Raw genomic sequence first — 15,404 nt, 5'->3', positions numbered from 1 at the left:
GCACCCCCTATCGGTTCAGGATTTTAGGTAGCCATTGGCGGCCAGAAAGCTTTCGGTAATGCCGCCTGTTGCAGCGTTCGGCTCTGCGGCCTTATCGCCCAACAACAAACGCTCCAGGTAACGTGCCAGCAAGTCCACTTCCAGATTGACCCGACGCCCCGTTTTGTACTCGGCCATGATGGTTTCGGCCAGGGTGTGCGGGACGATAGTCAGATCGAATTCTGCGCCATTCACAGCGTTCACAGTCAGGCTGGTGCCGTCGACGGTGATCGAGCCTTTGTGCGAGATGTATTTGGCCAACTCACGGGGTGCACGGATGCGGAACTGGATAGCGCGGGCATTCTCCTCCCGCGACAGCACTTCGCCTACACCGTCGACATGTCCGCTGACCAAATGACCGCCGAGACGTGTGGTCGGGGTCAACGCTTTTTCCAGGTTCACCGGGCTGCCGGTCTTCAGATCGTCGAAGGCCGTGCAATCGAGGGTTTCGCGACTCACGTCTGCCCAAAAACCATCGCCCGGTAACTCAACAGCAGTCAGGCAGACGCCATTTACCGCAATGCTGTCGCCGAGTTTGACGTCGCTGAGGTCGAGTTTGCCGGTGGCCACATGAACACGGACATCGCCGCCTTTTGGGGTCAGCGCGCGGATACTGCCAATCGATTCAATAATGCCGGTAAACATGTGGTCCTCCAGGAGAACAAAGCCAGCGCGACGCAGTGGCCGAAAATAATAGGCGGCGGTCAGGCGGGCACGGCGATGACTCGCCAATCATCACCGACAGCACGCATTTCAATGATTTTGAGTTCCAGCGCTTCGCTCATTTTCGCCAACGGCAGATCGAGGAGCGGCCGCGCCGAGGAACCCAGGAATTTACCTGCGACAAAAATCTGAAACTCATCGACCAGCCCGAGCCGGGTAAACGCACCCGCCAAGCCTGGGCCAGTTTCGACCAGCACGTCATTAACCCCACGCGCCGCCAGTTCGACCATCATTTTGTGCAAATCCACTTGCCCGGCGCTGTTGGCCAAGGCCAGCAGTTCGTGACCTTCGGCAAGATAACGCTCACGCGCAGACGCGGCGGCGCAGGTCACCACCAAGGTATTGCCTGCCTGAAAGAAAGGCGCATCGAGCGGCACCCGCAGTCGGCCATCCACCAGAACGCGCAAAGGCGGACGGGTGAGGGCCAACGCGGTCAGTTCCGGATCAAGCCCCAATTCGTCTGGACGCACCGTCAGGCGTGCGCCGTCGGCCAGCACAGTGTCGGCACCGGTCAACACCACGCTCGATTGCGCACGAAGGCGCTGCACCGCAGAACGCGCGGCGGGGCCGGTTATCCATTTGCTTTCGCCGCTGGCCATGGCGGTGCGACCGTCCAGGCTCATGGCCAACTTAACCCGCACGTAGGGCAGGCCGTGTTCCATGCGCTTCAAAAAGCCTTTGTTCAGTGCTCGCGCGTCACTTTCCAGCACGCCGCTTTGTACGGCGATACCCGCAGTCATCAAGCGCAACAAGCCTTTGCCGGCCACGTCCGGATTGGGGTCTTGCATGGCCGCGACAACCCGCGCGACACCGGCATTGACCAAGGCGTCGGCACACGGCGGTGTACGGCCATGGTGACTGCACGGCTCAAGGGTGACGTAAACCGTGGCGCCGTTGGCCTTGTCGCCCGCTTGACGCAGCGCATACACCTCGGCGTGCGGCTCACCGGCGCGGATGTGCCAGCCTTCGCCGACCACCTGCCCGTCGCGGACGATGACGCAGCCGACCCGTGGGTTTGGGTGCGCGGTATAAATGCCTTTGCGCGCGAGTTCCAACGCGCGGGCCATATAGTGGCGGTCTAGAGCGCCCTGTTCAGTCGAAAGTGAGTTCATTCTTTCACCGGTTCGCGGGCAAGACGGTCGATCTCTTCCCGGAATTCATTGAGGTCCTGAAAACGTCGATACACTGAAGCGAAGCGGATGTAGGCCACTTCATCAAGCTTTTGCAGCTCGCCCATCACCAGTTCGCCCACCACCAGCGATTTAACCTCGCGCTCGCCGGTTGCCCGCAGCTTGTACTTGATACGCGCCAGCGATGCCTCAAGAAGCTCAACACTGACTGGGCGTTTTTCCAACGCGCGCTGCATACCGGCGCGAAGCTTATCGTCGTCGAAGGGTTGACGGCTGCCGTCTTGCTTGATCAGGCGCGGGAGTACCAGTTCGGCGGTTTCAAACGTCGTGAAACGCTCGCCACAGGCCAAGCATTCGCGACGGCGACGGACTTGCTCGCCTTCGGCGACGAGGCGCGAATCAATGACCTTGGTGTCATTGGCACCGCAAAAAGGACAGTGCATGGTGGCAGGCAACAAAAAAAGGGAGGCTCATGGTAGGGCGAGTTTTCATTTATTTCCAGCGTGGAAAATAAGAGGCATGCGTTAGGGCCTGTTGCTGGCAAGACAAGAGCAGAGGTTTGCGGTATATAGACGCGCCGCGGGCAGTGTGAAATTCATCCGACTGGGCAATACTGCGTCACCCTGTCGCGCCTCCCCCGGATTTTGTTTTGTTGGAGTGGTTCATGTCGTTACGACCCCTTGCTTTGCTCTGCCTCGTCGGCCTGTTGGCTGCTTGCAGCAGCGAAGTGCCCAAAAAGCCCGTCGCGGCCAAAGCAGCAATCCAGCAGCCCGCCCCCGTTAAAGTTCAGGAGGGGTTGGGGCCGTTACCCATCTACCAGCGCGAATTGAGCGGCCAATTGCTCGGCGCACCGCCCGGCTCGCAAGTTGAACTGGCGCTGCTGATCATCGACGACCGGGGCCGTCCACAGCGTTTATTGGCCAACATCACGCTGACGGGCACCAATCAACCCCTGCCGTTTCAGCTGCGTTTCAACCCGGACTCCTTCCCGGTCGGCGCCCGCGTGGAATTACGCGGCCGGGCGAGTCAGTCCGGTCAATTGATCCTGCACCTGCCGTCGCTGCGTATCGAACAAGGTAATACCCAGGCGCTGGGAGCGTTGCAGCTGCTTGTGGCGCCGTAAACACCGCTGCGAATCAATCGAAAACCCGGTGGGAGCCAATTTATTCGCGAAGGCCACACCGCGGTGCTACAGGAAGACCGCGCGGCCCGTTTCGCGAATAAATTCGCTCCCACAGAATCTCGGTACGCGCAGATCTGAATCAGGCCAAACGCGGTGATATAGTCACGCCATTGAACGCCTTTTTCGAGACTAGCAATGAGCCAGGACACCCCGTATATCTTCGACGCAACCACCGCGACCTTTGACCAACTGGTCATCGAGAACTCGTTCCATCAGCCTGTGCTGGTGGATTTCTGGGCTGAATGGTGTGCGCCCTGCAAAGTGCTGATGCCGCTGCTGAAGAAAATCGCCGATGAGTACCAGGGCCAATTGCTGCTGGCGAAGGTCGATTGCGACGCCGAGCAAGACATCGTGGCGCGCTTTGGTATTCGCAGCCTGCCGACCGTAGTGCTGTTTAAGGACGGTCAACCGGTGGACGGGTTCTCCGGCGCGCAACCTGAGTCGGCGATCCGGACGATTCTCGAACCCCACGTCCAATTACCGCCGCCTGCCGCCGCCGATCCTTTGGAGCAAGCACAACTGCTGTTTGCCGAAGGCAGCATCGCGGACGCTGAAGCCGTGTTGAAGCATTTGCTTGGCGAAGACAACACTAACGCCGCTGCGCTGATTCTGTACGCGCGCTGCCTGGCCGAACGCGGTGAACTGGTCGAAGCCGGCACCGTGCTCGACGCGGTGAAGGACGATCAACACAAAGCTGCGCTGGCCGGCGCCAAAGCGCAATTGACGTTCCTGGGCGAAGCCGCAAGCTTGCCGGACGTTGCCGACCTGAAAACCCGTCTGGCGAAAAATCCGCAGGACGATGAGGCCGCTCATCAATTGGCGATTCAGCAGCTGTCCCGCCAACAATATGAGGCCGCTCTGGAAGGCTTATTGAAGCTGTTCATCCGCAATCGCAGCTATGCCGAAGGTCTTGCGCACAAAACCTTGCTGCAAGTGTTTGACCTGCTGGGCAACGACCACCCGTTGGTCACCACCTATCGCCGCAAATTATTCGCTGCGCTCTACTAACTGACCCAGCTATACAGTGGCGCATCGGCGCCGTTCACTACCTTGACGTCGGCACTGTGGCGCAAACGCACCAGCAAGCGTTTGCCCGCTGCGGTGCTGCCGGTCAGGGCTTCAAGCTGACCGAGCAACTCCGGCCCACTCATTTCTTGCGCATTGCGCAACAGGTCTTTGGCAATCTGCCAAATGGCGTCGTCCTGACTGACCGGCGTTTGCGTGGGCGCGGTGTTTGCCGGCTTTGTTGCCTGCAACTGCGCACCCAGCTGGGCCCAATCGCCGTCATCCAATTCAAGCGTCAGGTCCACCGGCCAATCACCGATGGTTCCGCGAATTCGCAACATGTCTGTCTCCTTTATGTTAATGCCCCCCTGTAGAAGCCGACTTGTTAGCGAAAGGCCCTATCGGGTGTACTTGATCAATCGCCTCGCCAACAAGTTGGCTCTTACAGGAATGTAGGGTGCCCGAACAAATTGCCGCGTGTCAGGCTCGCGTTAATTGTTATAAGATCACATAACGAATTATTACCATCTGTGTCTGGAGTTTCTCATGCGTCGTTTGCTGCTCGCCCTGCCTTTTGCTCTGCTTCCACTGGCCATGGTGCACGCCGCTGACGTCGAGCACGCGAGCCTCGGCGCTCACGAGCATGGTGTTGCGCGCTTGGACATTGCGTTGGACGGCAAGTCGCTGGAGTTCGAACTGGACAGCCCGTCGATGAATATCGTCGGCTTCGAACACGATGCCAGCACTGACGCCGACAAAACCACCGTTGCTAGCGCTCGCGAGCTGTTGTTGAAATCTCAGGCGCTGTTCAACCTGCCATTGGCCGCCCAATGCGCCGTCACCACGCAGAAACTCCAGAGCCCATTGTTTGGCGACAAGCCTGACGCGGACGATGATCATGACGACGATAACGACACGCACGCTAAGGGTGAAGTGGGAGAAGAGCATCACCACAGCGAAATTCACGCGCATTACGTGTTTTTATGCAACTCCCCTTCCGCGCTGAAACGTTTTGACCTGTCGCAAATCTTCAAGACCTTCCCCGGCACCCATAAAATTCAAGTACAAATGATCTCCCCAAGTGGCCAGTCGGGCACTGAAGCAACGCCTGATAACCCGACCCTGAAGTTCTGATAACCCTGTTCCGATAATCCTGTGAACGCGCCCCTCATGACCCAAGCACTGATCGAACTCTCCGACCTTGGTTTTAGCTGGCCAGGCCACGCGCCGTTGTTGGATATCCCGGCGTTTCGCCTGGAGCCCGGTGAAACCCTGTTTCTCAAAGGCCCCAGCGGCAGCGGCAAAACCACGCTGCTCGGGTTGTTGGGCGGTGTGCAAAAGCCCAATCGGGGCAGCATTCGCCTGCTGGGCCAAGAGCTGACGCAGCTGTCGGCCGGTGCCCGAGACCGTTTTCGAGTGGACCACACCGGTTATATATTTCAGCAGTTCAACCTGCTGCCGTTTCTCTCGGTGCGCGAAAACGTCGAGTTGCCGTGTCACTTCTCCAAACTCCGCGCCGCCCGGGCGACCCAGCGACATGGCAGTGTCGATCAGGCCGCCGCGACGCTGCTCGCGCATTTGGGTCTGAAAGACCCGGCGTTGCTGAGTCGGCGGGCGGATTCATTGTCCATCGGCCAACAACAACGGGTCGCCGCCGCTCGGGCGCTGATCGGTCAACCGGAACTGGTGATTGCTGACGAACCGACCTCCGCGCTGGACGCCGATGCGCGAGAGGCGTTTATTCGCCTGCTGTTTGCGGAGTGCCAGGAAGCCGGAGCCAGCCTGCTGTTTGTCAGCCACGACCAAAGCCTTGCGCCTCTGTTCGACCGCAATCTGTCGTTGTCCGAACTCAATCGCGCCGCCGTCGCCGCAGAGGTTTGAGATGTATTTGTTTCGTCTAGCCATGGCCAGTCTGGCTAACCGCCGTTTCACCGCGTTCTTGACCGCGTTTGCCATCGCCTTGTCGGTCTGCCTGTTATTGGCCGTCGAACGCGTACGCACCGAAGCACGGGCCAGTTTCGCCAGCACCATCAGCGGCACCGACCTGATTGTTGGGGCGCGTTCCGGTTCAATTAACTTGCTGTTGTATTCGGTGTTTCGCATCGGCAACGCTACCAACAACATTCGCTGGGACAGCTTTGAGCATTTCGCCAACGACCCTCATGTGAAGTGGGCCATCCCGATTTCCCTGGGCGATTCGCACCGTGGCTATCGGGTCATGGGCACCAACGAAGCTTATTTCGAGCACTACCAGTACGGCCATCAACAGAGCCTGGAAATGGCCACCGGCCGACCGTTCGCCACCGACCCGTTTGAAGTGGTGTTGGGGGCGGAAGTGGCCGATGCGCTGAAATATAAGCTGGGCGACAAACTGGTATTGGCTCATGGCGTGGCGGTGGTTAGCCTGGTCAAACACGATGACAAACCGTTCACCGTGGTCGGGATTTTGAAACGTACCGGCACGCCCGTAGACCGCACGTTGCACATCAGCCTCGGCGGCATGGAAGCGATTCATATCGACTGGCATAACGGCGTTCCCGCCCACGGTGCCGGCCGAATCAGTGCCGATCAAGCGCGCAACATGGACCTGACGCCCACCGCTATCACGGCCTTCATGCTCGGTCTGAACAACAAAATCGCGACCTTCGCCGTGCAGCGCGACATCAATGAGTTCCGGGGCGAGCCGATGCTGGCGATTCTGCCCGGCGTCGCCCTGCAAGAACTCTGGAGCCTGATGAGCACCGCCGAACAAGCGCTGTTCATTATTTCGTTGTTCGTGGTCGTAACCGGGTTGATCGGCATGCTCACCGCGATTTTGACCAGTCTCAACGAGCGCCGTCGCGAGATGGCAATCCTCCGCTCAGTGGGCGCCCGGCCTTGGCATATTGCCAGTTTGTTGATTCTCGAAGCCTTCGCGCTGGCCTTGGCGGGCGTGGTCAGCGGCGTGGTGTTGCTGTACGTCGGTATCGCGTCGGCGCAGGGCTTTGTGCAATCCAATTACGGTTTGTTCCTGCCACTGTCACTGCCCAGCCCCTATGAATGGACATTGCTCGGCGGTATTCTGGCCGCGGCTCTGTTGATTGGCACCGTGCCCGCTTGGCGCGCCTATCGCCAATCATTGGCTGACGGCTTGTCGATACGTTTATGAGGACTCCCACCATGTCGCGCCCGCTGCTCGCGCTGTTGCTGCTGATTGCGCCCTTACTGGCCGCGACACCCGCGTGGGCCGCCGATGCGCAGCCGCGCGACTTGACCTGGGAACAAATGATCCCGCCCGACGCGCCGAAGCTCAAGCCGCAAACCGCACCGATTCATAACCTGTCGGGCATGTCCGATGCGCTTTCAGCCGAGTCTGCTCCCGCCGCGAAACAGCAATCGCCGTCTGCTCCAGTGGTCAAGTCCCTCGACGGTCAACACATCCGTTTGCCGGGTTATATCGTGCCGCTGGAAGTCACCGAAGAAGGCCGCGTGACCGAGTTTCTGCTGGTGCCGTACTTCGGCGCCTGCATCCACGTGCCGCCACCGCCGTCGAATCAAATCGTCTATGTCACCAGCAAAGTCGGGGTAAAACTTGATGAGCTGTATCAACCGTACTGGATTGAAGGCTCGATGAAAGTCGAATCGTCCACCAGCGAACTGGCCGACGCAGGCTACAAAATGGCCGCCGAGAAAATCTACGCCTATGAACTGCCGGATTCTTGAATCCAAGGCGATTGTGCCGCAGATGGCATCACCCGATATTTTCTGTAGGAGCTTGTTGGCGATAGTTAACGCGGTGAGTCAAGCACGCCGCTTCGCGAACAAGCTCGCTCCTACAGCGTCATTTTGAACCGAGACGGCAAGGTCACCCAGTTAGTTCCCCTCGTCATCAATTTCATTGAGCTGGGTCAAAAGGGTTACTGCATTGGCGCCCTACCATTAGACATCGCCACAATTAATGTTTAACGGAGCCTTCATGCACAAGTCACTGCTCGGCGCGTCTCTTTTTGCGCTGGCGCTCAGCGCCTCCCTCGTTGCCCAAGCTCACGAAGCTGGCGACATCATCGTTCGTGCTGGTGCGGCGGTGGTAGCCCCAAATGAAGACAGCGGCAATCTGAAATTTGACGGGGTGAAAGCCTCCGGCACCAAAGCGACGCTGGACAGCGACACACAGCTCGGGCTAGCGGTGGCATACATGCTCACCAATCACTTTGGCATTGAGCTGTTGGCGGCAACGCCGTTCAATCACAACGTTGGTGTCAAGGGCCTCAGCCCGGCGCTGGATGGCAAGCTCGGTAATATCAAACAGTTGCCACCTACCCTGTCATTGCAGTACTACCCGCTTGATATGGCATCGAAGTTTCAACCTTACGTGGGTGTTGGCTTGAACTACACCGCGTTCTTCGGCGGCGACTTGACCAGCGAACGCAAGAACGAAGGCTTTAGCAACCTTAAGGTCAAGGATTCGGTAGGGATTGCCGGTCAGCTGGGTGCCGATTACATGTTGACCGACCGAGTGATGCTTAACGCCTCGGTCTGGTACATCGATATGAGTACCAAAGCCACCGTGAATGGTCCTTCCGCACTGGGCATCGGCCAGACTAAAGTCAGCCTGGACGTCGATCCTTGGGTCTACATGGTTGGTTTGGGCTACAAGTTCTAACTAAGCGTTCCAGCTTTAACACCTCGCGAATGAAGTCGCCTCTGATCTTATGAGAGGTGAGTTCATTCGCGAAGTGCTGTCTAGCGTCCCAACAACCGCGCTAGACCAACACTCAACGGTGTCGGTTCAGGAAACTTGAAACGCGCAAGCAAACGACGATTATTGGCTCGCGAGTGGCGAATATCCCCCGAGCGCGCCGGCAGGTAAGTCACCTCTGGCAATGTCCCAACGACGTGGGATAACGCTTCCAGCAACTGGTTCAGCGTGGTGGCTTGATTGAGCCCGACATTGATTGCGCCCGCTTCGACTTCCGGCAACTCCAGCGCCTGCACCAACACAGCAGCCAGATCCCCCACGTAAACGAAATCACGGGTTTGCTCGCCATCGCCAAAGATAGCGATCGGCAGGCTTTTTTCGGCACGCTCGCAAAAAATGCTGATCACCCCTGAATAAGGAGATGACGGGTCTTGGCGCGGACCAAAGATATTGAAGAAGCGAAACATCACCGGCTCCAGCCCATGCTGGCGACGGTAGAAGTCCAGGTAATACTCGCTCGACAGCTTGTCTGACGCATATGGGGTCAATGGCGACTTCGGCGTGTCTTCGTCGATGGACTCGCCTTCGCCGTTGTTGCCATACACCGCCGCGCTCGACGCGAACAACACCCGCTTGATCCCGGCCTGGCGCATGGCTTCGCACACATTCAAGGTGCCAACGAAGTTGCTTTGATGGGTGCGCACCGGGTCGTCCACCGACGCTTGAACCGAAGCGACCGCAGCAAGGTGCGCGACGGCCTGACAACCCAACGCAGAGCGAGCAACCAGTGCCGCATCCGCGACATCGCCCTCGATCAATTCCAGACGTGGATTGTCCATCGGTAGATTGCTGCGCTTGCCGGTGGACAGGTCATCCAGTACCCGCACGGCGTAGCCATTGGCAAGCAATGCATCGACCAAATGCGAACCAATAAAGCCGGCGCCGCCGGTGATTAAAACAGGTGCATCAAGCATGGCGATAATAACGGTCCAGTAGGCTTGGCAAACCCGCACGCCAGGCGCGGGGTTTGATACCAAAGGTATGGAGGATTTTTTTACAGGCGAGCACACCGTGTTGCGGTTCGTCAGCGGCGTCGGCCCGAGCGGCATGGGCTTGCGCGGTAGGTGCTTCGACCGCCAGCGGATGCAACAAGCGAGCTTCGGTCAGGATCGCCTGACCCAGCGCCAGTGGCGTAGTCGCTTCATGCCCCGCGTAGTGATAAGTACCCCACAACGGCGCTGCACAATCCAGTTGTTTAAGCACAGAAATGATCACCCGCGCCGCATCGTCCACCGGCGTCGGATTGCCGCGACGGTCATCGGCCATCAACAACTCTTGGGGTAGCTCGGCGCGTTTGAGCAAGCGGCCCAGCACACCGTCGCTGCTGTCATCGAGCAGCCAGCCGAAGCGTAACAACACATGCTGCGGACAGATCGCCCGCACGCTTTGCTCGATACGCCACAGCGCCTGGCCTCGCAGGCCCAGCGGCACTGGCTCGTCTTTTTCGCTATAAGCCGTTGCCCGCGAACCATCGAACACCCGATAGCTGGACGGCTGCAGCAACGTAATATTGTGGTGCTGGCACAGTTCGGCAAGACGCTCGACGGAGCGTTCCTGGCTAGCCAAACGGGCTTCGCTCACCGTCTCCGCCTGAAACCAGTCGAAGTAATAAGCGAGATTGATCAAGGCATCAGGTCGGGTGTCATCAAGCAGTTGCGTCAGACTCGCGGCATCCCAACCGTCTTCCGGTGGGCGCGGCGCGAGGAAACCAACATCTTCCTCAGCACCAAGACGAATCAGCGCCTGCCCAAGGGCATTCCCACCGCCCAACAGCATAAGGCGCATTCGCATAGAGTCAGCAGGCTCGGTATCAGAATCGATTCAAAAAAAATTAATAAAAACGCCTGCAAACATAACACGTTGACTCCTTTCTCCCAAGAGGCGCCCGGTCTATAAGGGTTTGCGTGTTTTTTTGGTGGCCATAACACCTGTTCGAGTGAGGTCTTCGACACCGTGTTGTCGCGCAGCAAACTCAGGAACTGTAGGAGCTGCCGAAGGCTGCGAAGCCGGCACGGCTCTGGGACTTCATTGACACGGTTGATAGCAAGCAGCCGCAAATCCTGTGGGAGTAGGCTTGCCTGCGAAGAGCCCCATAATCACGCCGCTGATGCCGACCTGAAACTTGGATCGCCTGTATTGACGCTTTCGTTGGCACAGGGTGACTTCGGCACATACGAAAAGGTATGTGAAGGCTGTTTGACGGGAGGCGCTTGCATCTTTATGGCGTCGCCCGCATAAAACACTGATGAATCTTCTGACCCTTCCCGACCCGGTTCTGAGCCAGTTTCACCCGGCGGTCAGCACTTGGTTTTGCAATACTTTCCCAACGGTCACCCCCGCTCAGGTCCACGCGTGGCCGCTGATCAAGGCGCGACGCTCGACCTTGATCGCGGCGCCCACCGGCTCCGGCAAGACCCTGACCGCGTTTCTCGCGGTAATCGACGATTTGGTCCATGAAGGTTTGGCGAACGGTGGTCATCTGCCCGAGCAGACGTTTGTGGTCTACGTGTCGCCGCTTAAAGCGCTGTCCAACGACATTCAGATCAACCTGCAAAATCCGCTAGCCGGGATCACTGAACAGCTGGCGCGGATGGGCTTGCCGGAGCTGCGCATCACCACCGCTGTGCGCACCGGCGACACCCCGCAAAAAGAACGCACCGCGATGCGCAAGACTGCGCCGCATGTTCTCGTGACCATCCCAGAATCGCTTTACGTGTTGCTGAGTTCTGACTCGGGACGACGCATGCTGTCCAGCACCCGAACGGTGATTGTCGATGAAATCCATGCCATCGCCTCGAGCAAACGCGGCAGCCACCTGGCGCTGAGCCTGGAGCGTCTACAGGCGCTTTGCAGCGACCAACTCAATGGCAAGCAACTGCTGCGCATCGGCCTGTCCGCCACACAAAAACCCATCGAACAGGTGTCGCGATTTCTCGTCGGCAGCGATCCGATAAAGCGCCCCTGCGCCATCGTCGACATCGGTCACGCCCGGCCACGGGATCTGGCGATTGAAGTGCCGCCGGTACCATTGAGCGCGGTGATGGCCAACGACGTCTGGGAGCTGGTGTACGACCGTCTCGCGCAACTGGCCCGAGAACACCGAACCACGCTGATTTTCGTCAACACCCGGCGCATGGCTGAGCGCTTGGCCCGGCATTTAAGCGAGCGACTGACCAAAACAGTGGTCGCCGCGCACCACGGCAGCTTGGCGAAGGAGCAACGACTTGACGCTGAACAACGGCTCAAACGCGGCGAGTTGCAGGTGCTGATTGCCACAGCCTCGCTGGAACTGGGGATTGATATTGGTGATGTCGATCTGGTCTGCCAAATCGCCTCGCCGCGCTCCATCGCTGCGTTTGTGCAGAGAGTTGGGCGCTCCGGGCATCAGGTCGGCGGCACCCCAAAAGGTAGGTTGTTCGCCACTTCCCGGGACGACTTGATCGAATGCACTGCGCTGCTCGATTGCGTGCGCCGGGGTGAATTGGACACGCTGCTGATCCCCAAAGCGCCGCTGGACGTGTTGGCGCAACAGATCATCGCTGAGGTCAGTTGCGAGGAATGGCAAGAACAGGCATTGCTGGACATGATTCGCCAGGCATCGCCCTACGCCGAACTGGATGACGGGCACTTTCAAGCGCTGTTGCGAATGCTCGCCGAGGGCTACAACGGCCGCCAGGGTGTACGCGGCGCGTATCTTCATCGCGACGCGCTGACGCGAACCTTGCGCGGGCGCCGTAGCAGCAAACTGACGGCCGTCACCAGCGGCGGCACGATCCCGGACAACGCCGATTACAGCGTGATCCTCGAACCGCAGGCATTGAACATTGGCACCGTGAACGAAGACTTCGCCGTGGAAAGCATTGCCGGCGACGTCTTCCAATTGGGCAACACGTCCTACCGAATTTTGCGGGTGGAAACCGGACGCGTACGGGTCGAGGATGCCCACGGTCAGTCGCCGACCATCCCCTTCTGGCTCGGGGAGGCGCCGGGGCGCAGCGCAGAATTGTCTTCGGCGGTGGCGCGCCTGCAAGCCCACATTGATGCACTGCTCGGCGCCAGCCCCGGCGATCTGCAGCCGTGCATCGATTGGTTGATGAGCACCCTGGGACTGGACCTCGCCAGCGCCGATCAACTGGTGGATTACTTGGCGCGCACGCGTTTGGCACTGGGGGCGCTGCCGTCCCAAGACACCTTGCTAATGGAGCGCTTTTTCGATGAATCGGGCGGCACGCAACTGATCATCCACACCCCGTTCGGCAGCCGGATCAACCGTGCCTGGGGCTTGGCGTTGCGCAAACGCTTTTGCCGCACGTTCAATTTCGAGCTGCAAGCGGCGGCCAGTGAAGACGCCATCGTGCTGTCGTTGTCCACCAGCCACAGTTTCGAGCTGGACGACGTTTGGCGTTATATCAACTCAAACAGCGCCGAACACCTATTGGTTCAAGCGCTGCTCGATGCACCGCTGTTCGGTGTGCGCTGGCGCTGGAACGCCGGTACCGCGCTGGCCCTGCCGCGTTACAGCGGCGGGCGAAAAGTGGCGCCGCAACTGCAACGCATGAAAAGCGAAGACTTGATTGCCACGGTGTTTCCCGACCAGATCGCCTGCCTGGAAAACGTAGTCGGCGAGCGTGACATTCCCGACCATCCGCTGATTGAACAAACCCTCGACGATTGCCTGCATGAGGCTATGGATTGCGAAGGCTGGCTGACGCTGCTGCGGCGGATGGAAAACGGCGATGTGCGCTTGATCAGTAAGGACTTGCCCACGCCCTCACCCTTGGCAGCAGAAATCCTTAATGCGCGCCCGTTTGCGTTTCTTGACGATGCACCGCTAGAAGAACGCCGCACCCAAGCAGTGCTCAATCGGCGCTGGACTGATCCGACCTCCACCGACGATCTCGGCGCACTAGACGCTGACGCGATTACCGCCGTTGGCGCAGAAGCCTGGCCGCAGCCGCACACCTTGGATGAAATGCACGAAGCATTGATGACCCTGTGTTGCATCAGCGGCGCTGAAGTTCGCGAGTATCCGCAGTGGTTGGCGTGGCTCGAAGCCCTGGCCAACAGCGGACGCGCTACCCGCTTGCAAGTCAGTCCGGATAACGCGCTGTGGTTGGCGCTCGAACGCCTGACGTGTTTGCGCGCCGTTTATCCACAGGCGCAAATGCACCCGCCGTTACAGCCGTGGCCAGGTTTTGATGATCCGTGGGACCCCGACGAGGCCACCGTGGAAATCCTCCGCGCACGCCTCGCCGGTTTTGGTCCGCTGTCGTTGGCAGCGATTGCCGAACCACTGGCATTGCCCACCGCTCGAGTGAATCCGGCACTGGCCCGACTGGAAAGCGAAGGCTACGTGCTGCGCGGTCGCTTCAGCCCAGGAGCGGCGGATGATCAATGGTGCGAGCGGCATCTGTTGGCGCGCATCCATCGCTACACGGTGAAACGTCTGCGGCGGGAAATCGAGCCGGTCTCGTTGCAGGATTACATGCGGTTTCTGTTCGATTGGCAGCATTTGTCCACAGCCACCCGCAGTCAGGGCAAAGCCGCGCTGCCAGAGGTGGTGGAACAGCTCGAAGGGTATTCGGCGGCGGCCGGTGCCTGGGACAGCGATATTCTCCCGGCGCGGCTCAAGGACTATTCACTGATATGGCTCGATGAGCTGTGTCGGTCGGGCAAAACAGTCTGGACACGTTTGGCCCCGCGCAACAAGACCGTCGCGGCGGCGTTGCGCAGTACGCCCATTGTGTTGCTGCCCCGGCGCCAGGTGAATCTGTGGAGCGAGCTGACTGAACAGCCATCGCCTTCGGAGTTGTCATTGCGCGCGCAAAAAGTCCACGCGGCGTTGGTCAGCCATGGCGCACTGTTTTTCGATGAACTGGTTCACGAGGCCCATTTACTGCGCAGCGAATTAGAAAACGCACTGCAGGAATTGGTCGGTGCCGGGCTGGTAAACGCCGACAGTTTCGCCGGGCTGCGGGCGCTGATCACACCGGCGAGTAAGCGCTCGGCGCACACCAGCCGACGCAACCGTGGCGCGTTTATCGGCGGCATGGACGATGCCGGGCGCTGGGCGTTGCTGCGCCGAGCATCGGTTTCGAAGGCCAGTAAAACCCCAAAGACCGAGACCCTGGAGCATGTTGCCATGACCCTGCTGCGACGTTACGGCGTGGTGTTCTGGCGAGTGTTGGAGCGAGAGGCAGATTGGTTGCCGAGCTGGCGTGAATTACTGCGTACCTTCCACCGGCTGGAGGCGCGAGGCGAGATTCGTGGCGGTCGGTTTATCAGCGGGTTGGCGGGCGAGCAGTTTGCGTTGCCAGAAGCCATCCCGCTGCTGCGAGAGATTCGGCGGCGCCCGCTGGATGGCAGCTTGATCCGCCTCTGCGGCGCTGACCCGCTGAATCTGGTCGGCACCCTGCTCCCCGGCCAAAAAGTCCCGGCGTTGGTAGGTAACCGGCTGGTGTACCGCGATGGTATTCCGGCAGCCGCGATCATCGCCGGGAAACCGCAGTATTGGCTGGAGCTGGAACGACAAGCTGCGGCGCTGCTTAGGGATCGGTTGCTGCATTGAAGCCGCACCGCGCCCTTC

The 15,404-nt window shown here is 59.4% G+C and carries 14 protein-coding genes; 8 read left to right on the top strand and 6 right to left on the bottom strand.

Features of this window, described 5'->3' with window-relative positions; genetic code table 11:
• Window positions 1-15 precede the first annotated feature (15 nt).
• Genes RHM59_RS19705 through nrdR form a run of 3 tightly spaced genes read right to left on the bottom strand, consistent with a single transcriptional unit; the run spans window position 16 to window position 2,335 of the window.
• Window positions 16-684 carry a riboflavin synthase gene (locus RHM59_RS19705; RefSeq protein ID WP_322166288.1) on the bottom strand — a complete coding sequence of 223 codons (669 nt, stop codon included), beginning with the start codon at window positions 682-684 and terminating at the stop codon, window positions 16-18.
• Window positions 685-743: 59 nt separating this feature from the next.
• Window positions 744-1,874 carry a bifunctional diaminohydroxyphosphoribosylaminopyrimidine deaminase/5-amino-6-(5-phosphoribosylamino)uracil reductase RibD gene (gene ribD / locus RHM59_RS19700; protein ID WP_322285239.1) on the bottom strand — a complete coding sequence of 377 codons (1,131 nt, stop codon included), beginning with the start codon at window positions 1,872-1,874 and terminating at the stop codon, window positions 744-746.
• On the bottom strand, window positions 1,871-2,335 hold the full coding sequence (nrdR, locus tag RHM59_RS19695; protein ID WP_322171182.1) for a transcriptional regulator NrdR: 465 nt from the start codon (window positions 2,333-2,335) through the stop codon (window positions 1,871-1,873). Before nrdR ends, ribD begins: the two co-directional genes overlap by 4 nt.
• 221 nt (window positions 2,336-2,556) lie before the next feature.
• Between nrdR and RHM59_RS19690 the strand changes: the two genes are divergently transcribed.
• A complete protein-coding gene (locus RHM59_RS19690) occupies window positions 2,557-3,015 on the top strand; it encodes a YbaY family lipoprotein (protein ID WP_322166290.1) in 459 nt (152 codons plus the stop codon).
• Between the two features lie 195 nt (window positions 3,016-3,210).
• Window positions 3,211-4,083: a thioredoxin gene (gene trxA, locus RHM59_RS19685; RefSeq protein ID WP_322166291.1), complete on the top strand. Its 873-nt coding sequence runs from the start codon at window positions 3,211-3,213 to the stop codon at window positions 4,081-4,083.
• Here the strand turns inward: trxA and RHM59_RS19680 are convergent.
• Complete coding sequence (locus RHM59_RS19680) at window positions 4,080-4,421, bottom strand: hypothetical protein (RefSeq protein ID WP_322166292.1); 342 nt, start codon at window positions 4,419-4,421, stop codon at window positions 4,080-4,082. The genes trxA and RHM59_RS19680 overlap by 4 nt on opposite strands.
• A gap of 205 nt (window positions 4,422-4,626) precedes the next feature.
• Here RHM59_RS19680 and RHM59_RS19675 point away from each other — a divergent pair, with 205 nt between their 5' ends.
• The 5 genes from RHM59_RS19675 to RHM59_RS19655 all read left to right on the top strand — a co-directional run bounded on the left by RHM59_RS19675 (window position 4,627) and on the right by RHM59_RS19655 (window position 8,722).
• On the top strand, window positions 4,627-5,214 hold the full coding sequence (locus tag RHM59_RS19675; RefSeq protein WP_322166293.1) for a DUF2796 domain-containing protein: 588 nt from the start codon (window positions 4,627-4,629) through the stop codon (window positions 5,212-5,214).
• Between the two features lie 36 nt (window positions 5,215-5,250).
• On the top strand, window positions 5,251-5,961 hold the full coding sequence (locus RHM59_RS19670) for an ABC transporter ATP-binding protein (protein WP_322166294.1): 711 nt from the start codon (window positions 5,251-5,253) through the stop codon (window positions 5,959-5,961).
• Window position 5,962: 1 nt separating this feature from the next.
• Window positions 5,963-7,228 carry an ABC transporter permease gene (locus RHM59_RS19665; RefSeq protein ID WP_322285238.1) on the top strand — a complete coding sequence of 422 codons (1,266 nt, stop codon included), beginning with the start codon at window positions 5,963-5,965 and terminating at the stop codon, window positions 7,226-7,228.
• An 11-nt stretch (window positions 7,229-7,239) separates the two neighbouring features.
• Window positions 7,240-7,782 carry a DUF3299 domain-containing protein gene (locus RHM59_RS19660; protein WP_322166296.1) on the top strand — a complete coding sequence of 181 codons (543 nt, stop codon included), beginning with the start codon at window positions 7,240-7,242 and terminating at the stop codon, window positions 7,780-7,782.
• A 253-nt stretch (window positions 7,783-8,035) separates the two neighbouring features.
• Window positions 8,036-8,722 (top strand): OmpW/AlkL family protein, encoded by a 687-nt coding sequence (locus RHM59_RS19655; protein WP_322166297.1) that lies wholly within the window; start codon window positions 8,036-8,038, stop codon window positions 8,720-8,722.
• Window positions 8,723-8,802: 80 nt separating this feature from the next.
• On the opposite strand, the gene RHM59_RS19650 is transcribed toward RHM59_RS19655, so the two are convergent.
• Window positions 8,803-9,732 carry an NAD-dependent epimerase/dehydratase family protein gene (locus RHM59_RS19650; protein ID WP_322166298.1) on the bottom strand — a complete coding sequence of 310 codons (930 nt, stop codon included), beginning with the start codon at window positions 9,730-9,732 and terminating at the stop codon, window positions 8,803-8,805.
• Window positions 9,725-10,609: a sugar nucleotide-binding protein gene (locus tag RHM59_RS19645; RefSeq protein ID WP_322166299.1), complete on the bottom strand. Its 885-nt coding sequence runs from the start codon at window positions 10,607-10,609 to the stop codon at window positions 9,725-9,727. Before RHM59_RS19645 ends, RHM59_RS19650 begins: the two co-directional genes overlap by 8 nt.
• Before the next feature lie 454 nt (window positions 10,610-11,063).
• On the opposite strand from RHM59_RS19645, the gene RHM59_RS19640 reads away from it, so the two are divergent.
• The gene (locus RHM59_RS19640; RefSeq protein ID WP_322285237.1) at window positions 11,064-15,386 is read left to right on the top strand and encodes a DEAD/DEAH box helicase; all 4,323 of its coding nucleotides are present in this window, start codon (window positions 11,064-11,066) and stop codon (window positions 15,384-15,386) included.
• Window positions 15,387-15,404 lie beyond the last annotated feature (18 nt).

This window comes from Pseudomonas sp. MH10 (assembly GCF_034353045.1).
Classification (GTDB): domain Bacteria; phylum Pseudomonadota; class Gammaproteobacteria; order Pseudomonadales; family Pseudomonadaceae; genus Aquipseudomonas.
Note: the sequence above shows the minus strand (reverse complement) of the source record. Positions and strands in the feature narration are given on the sequence as shown.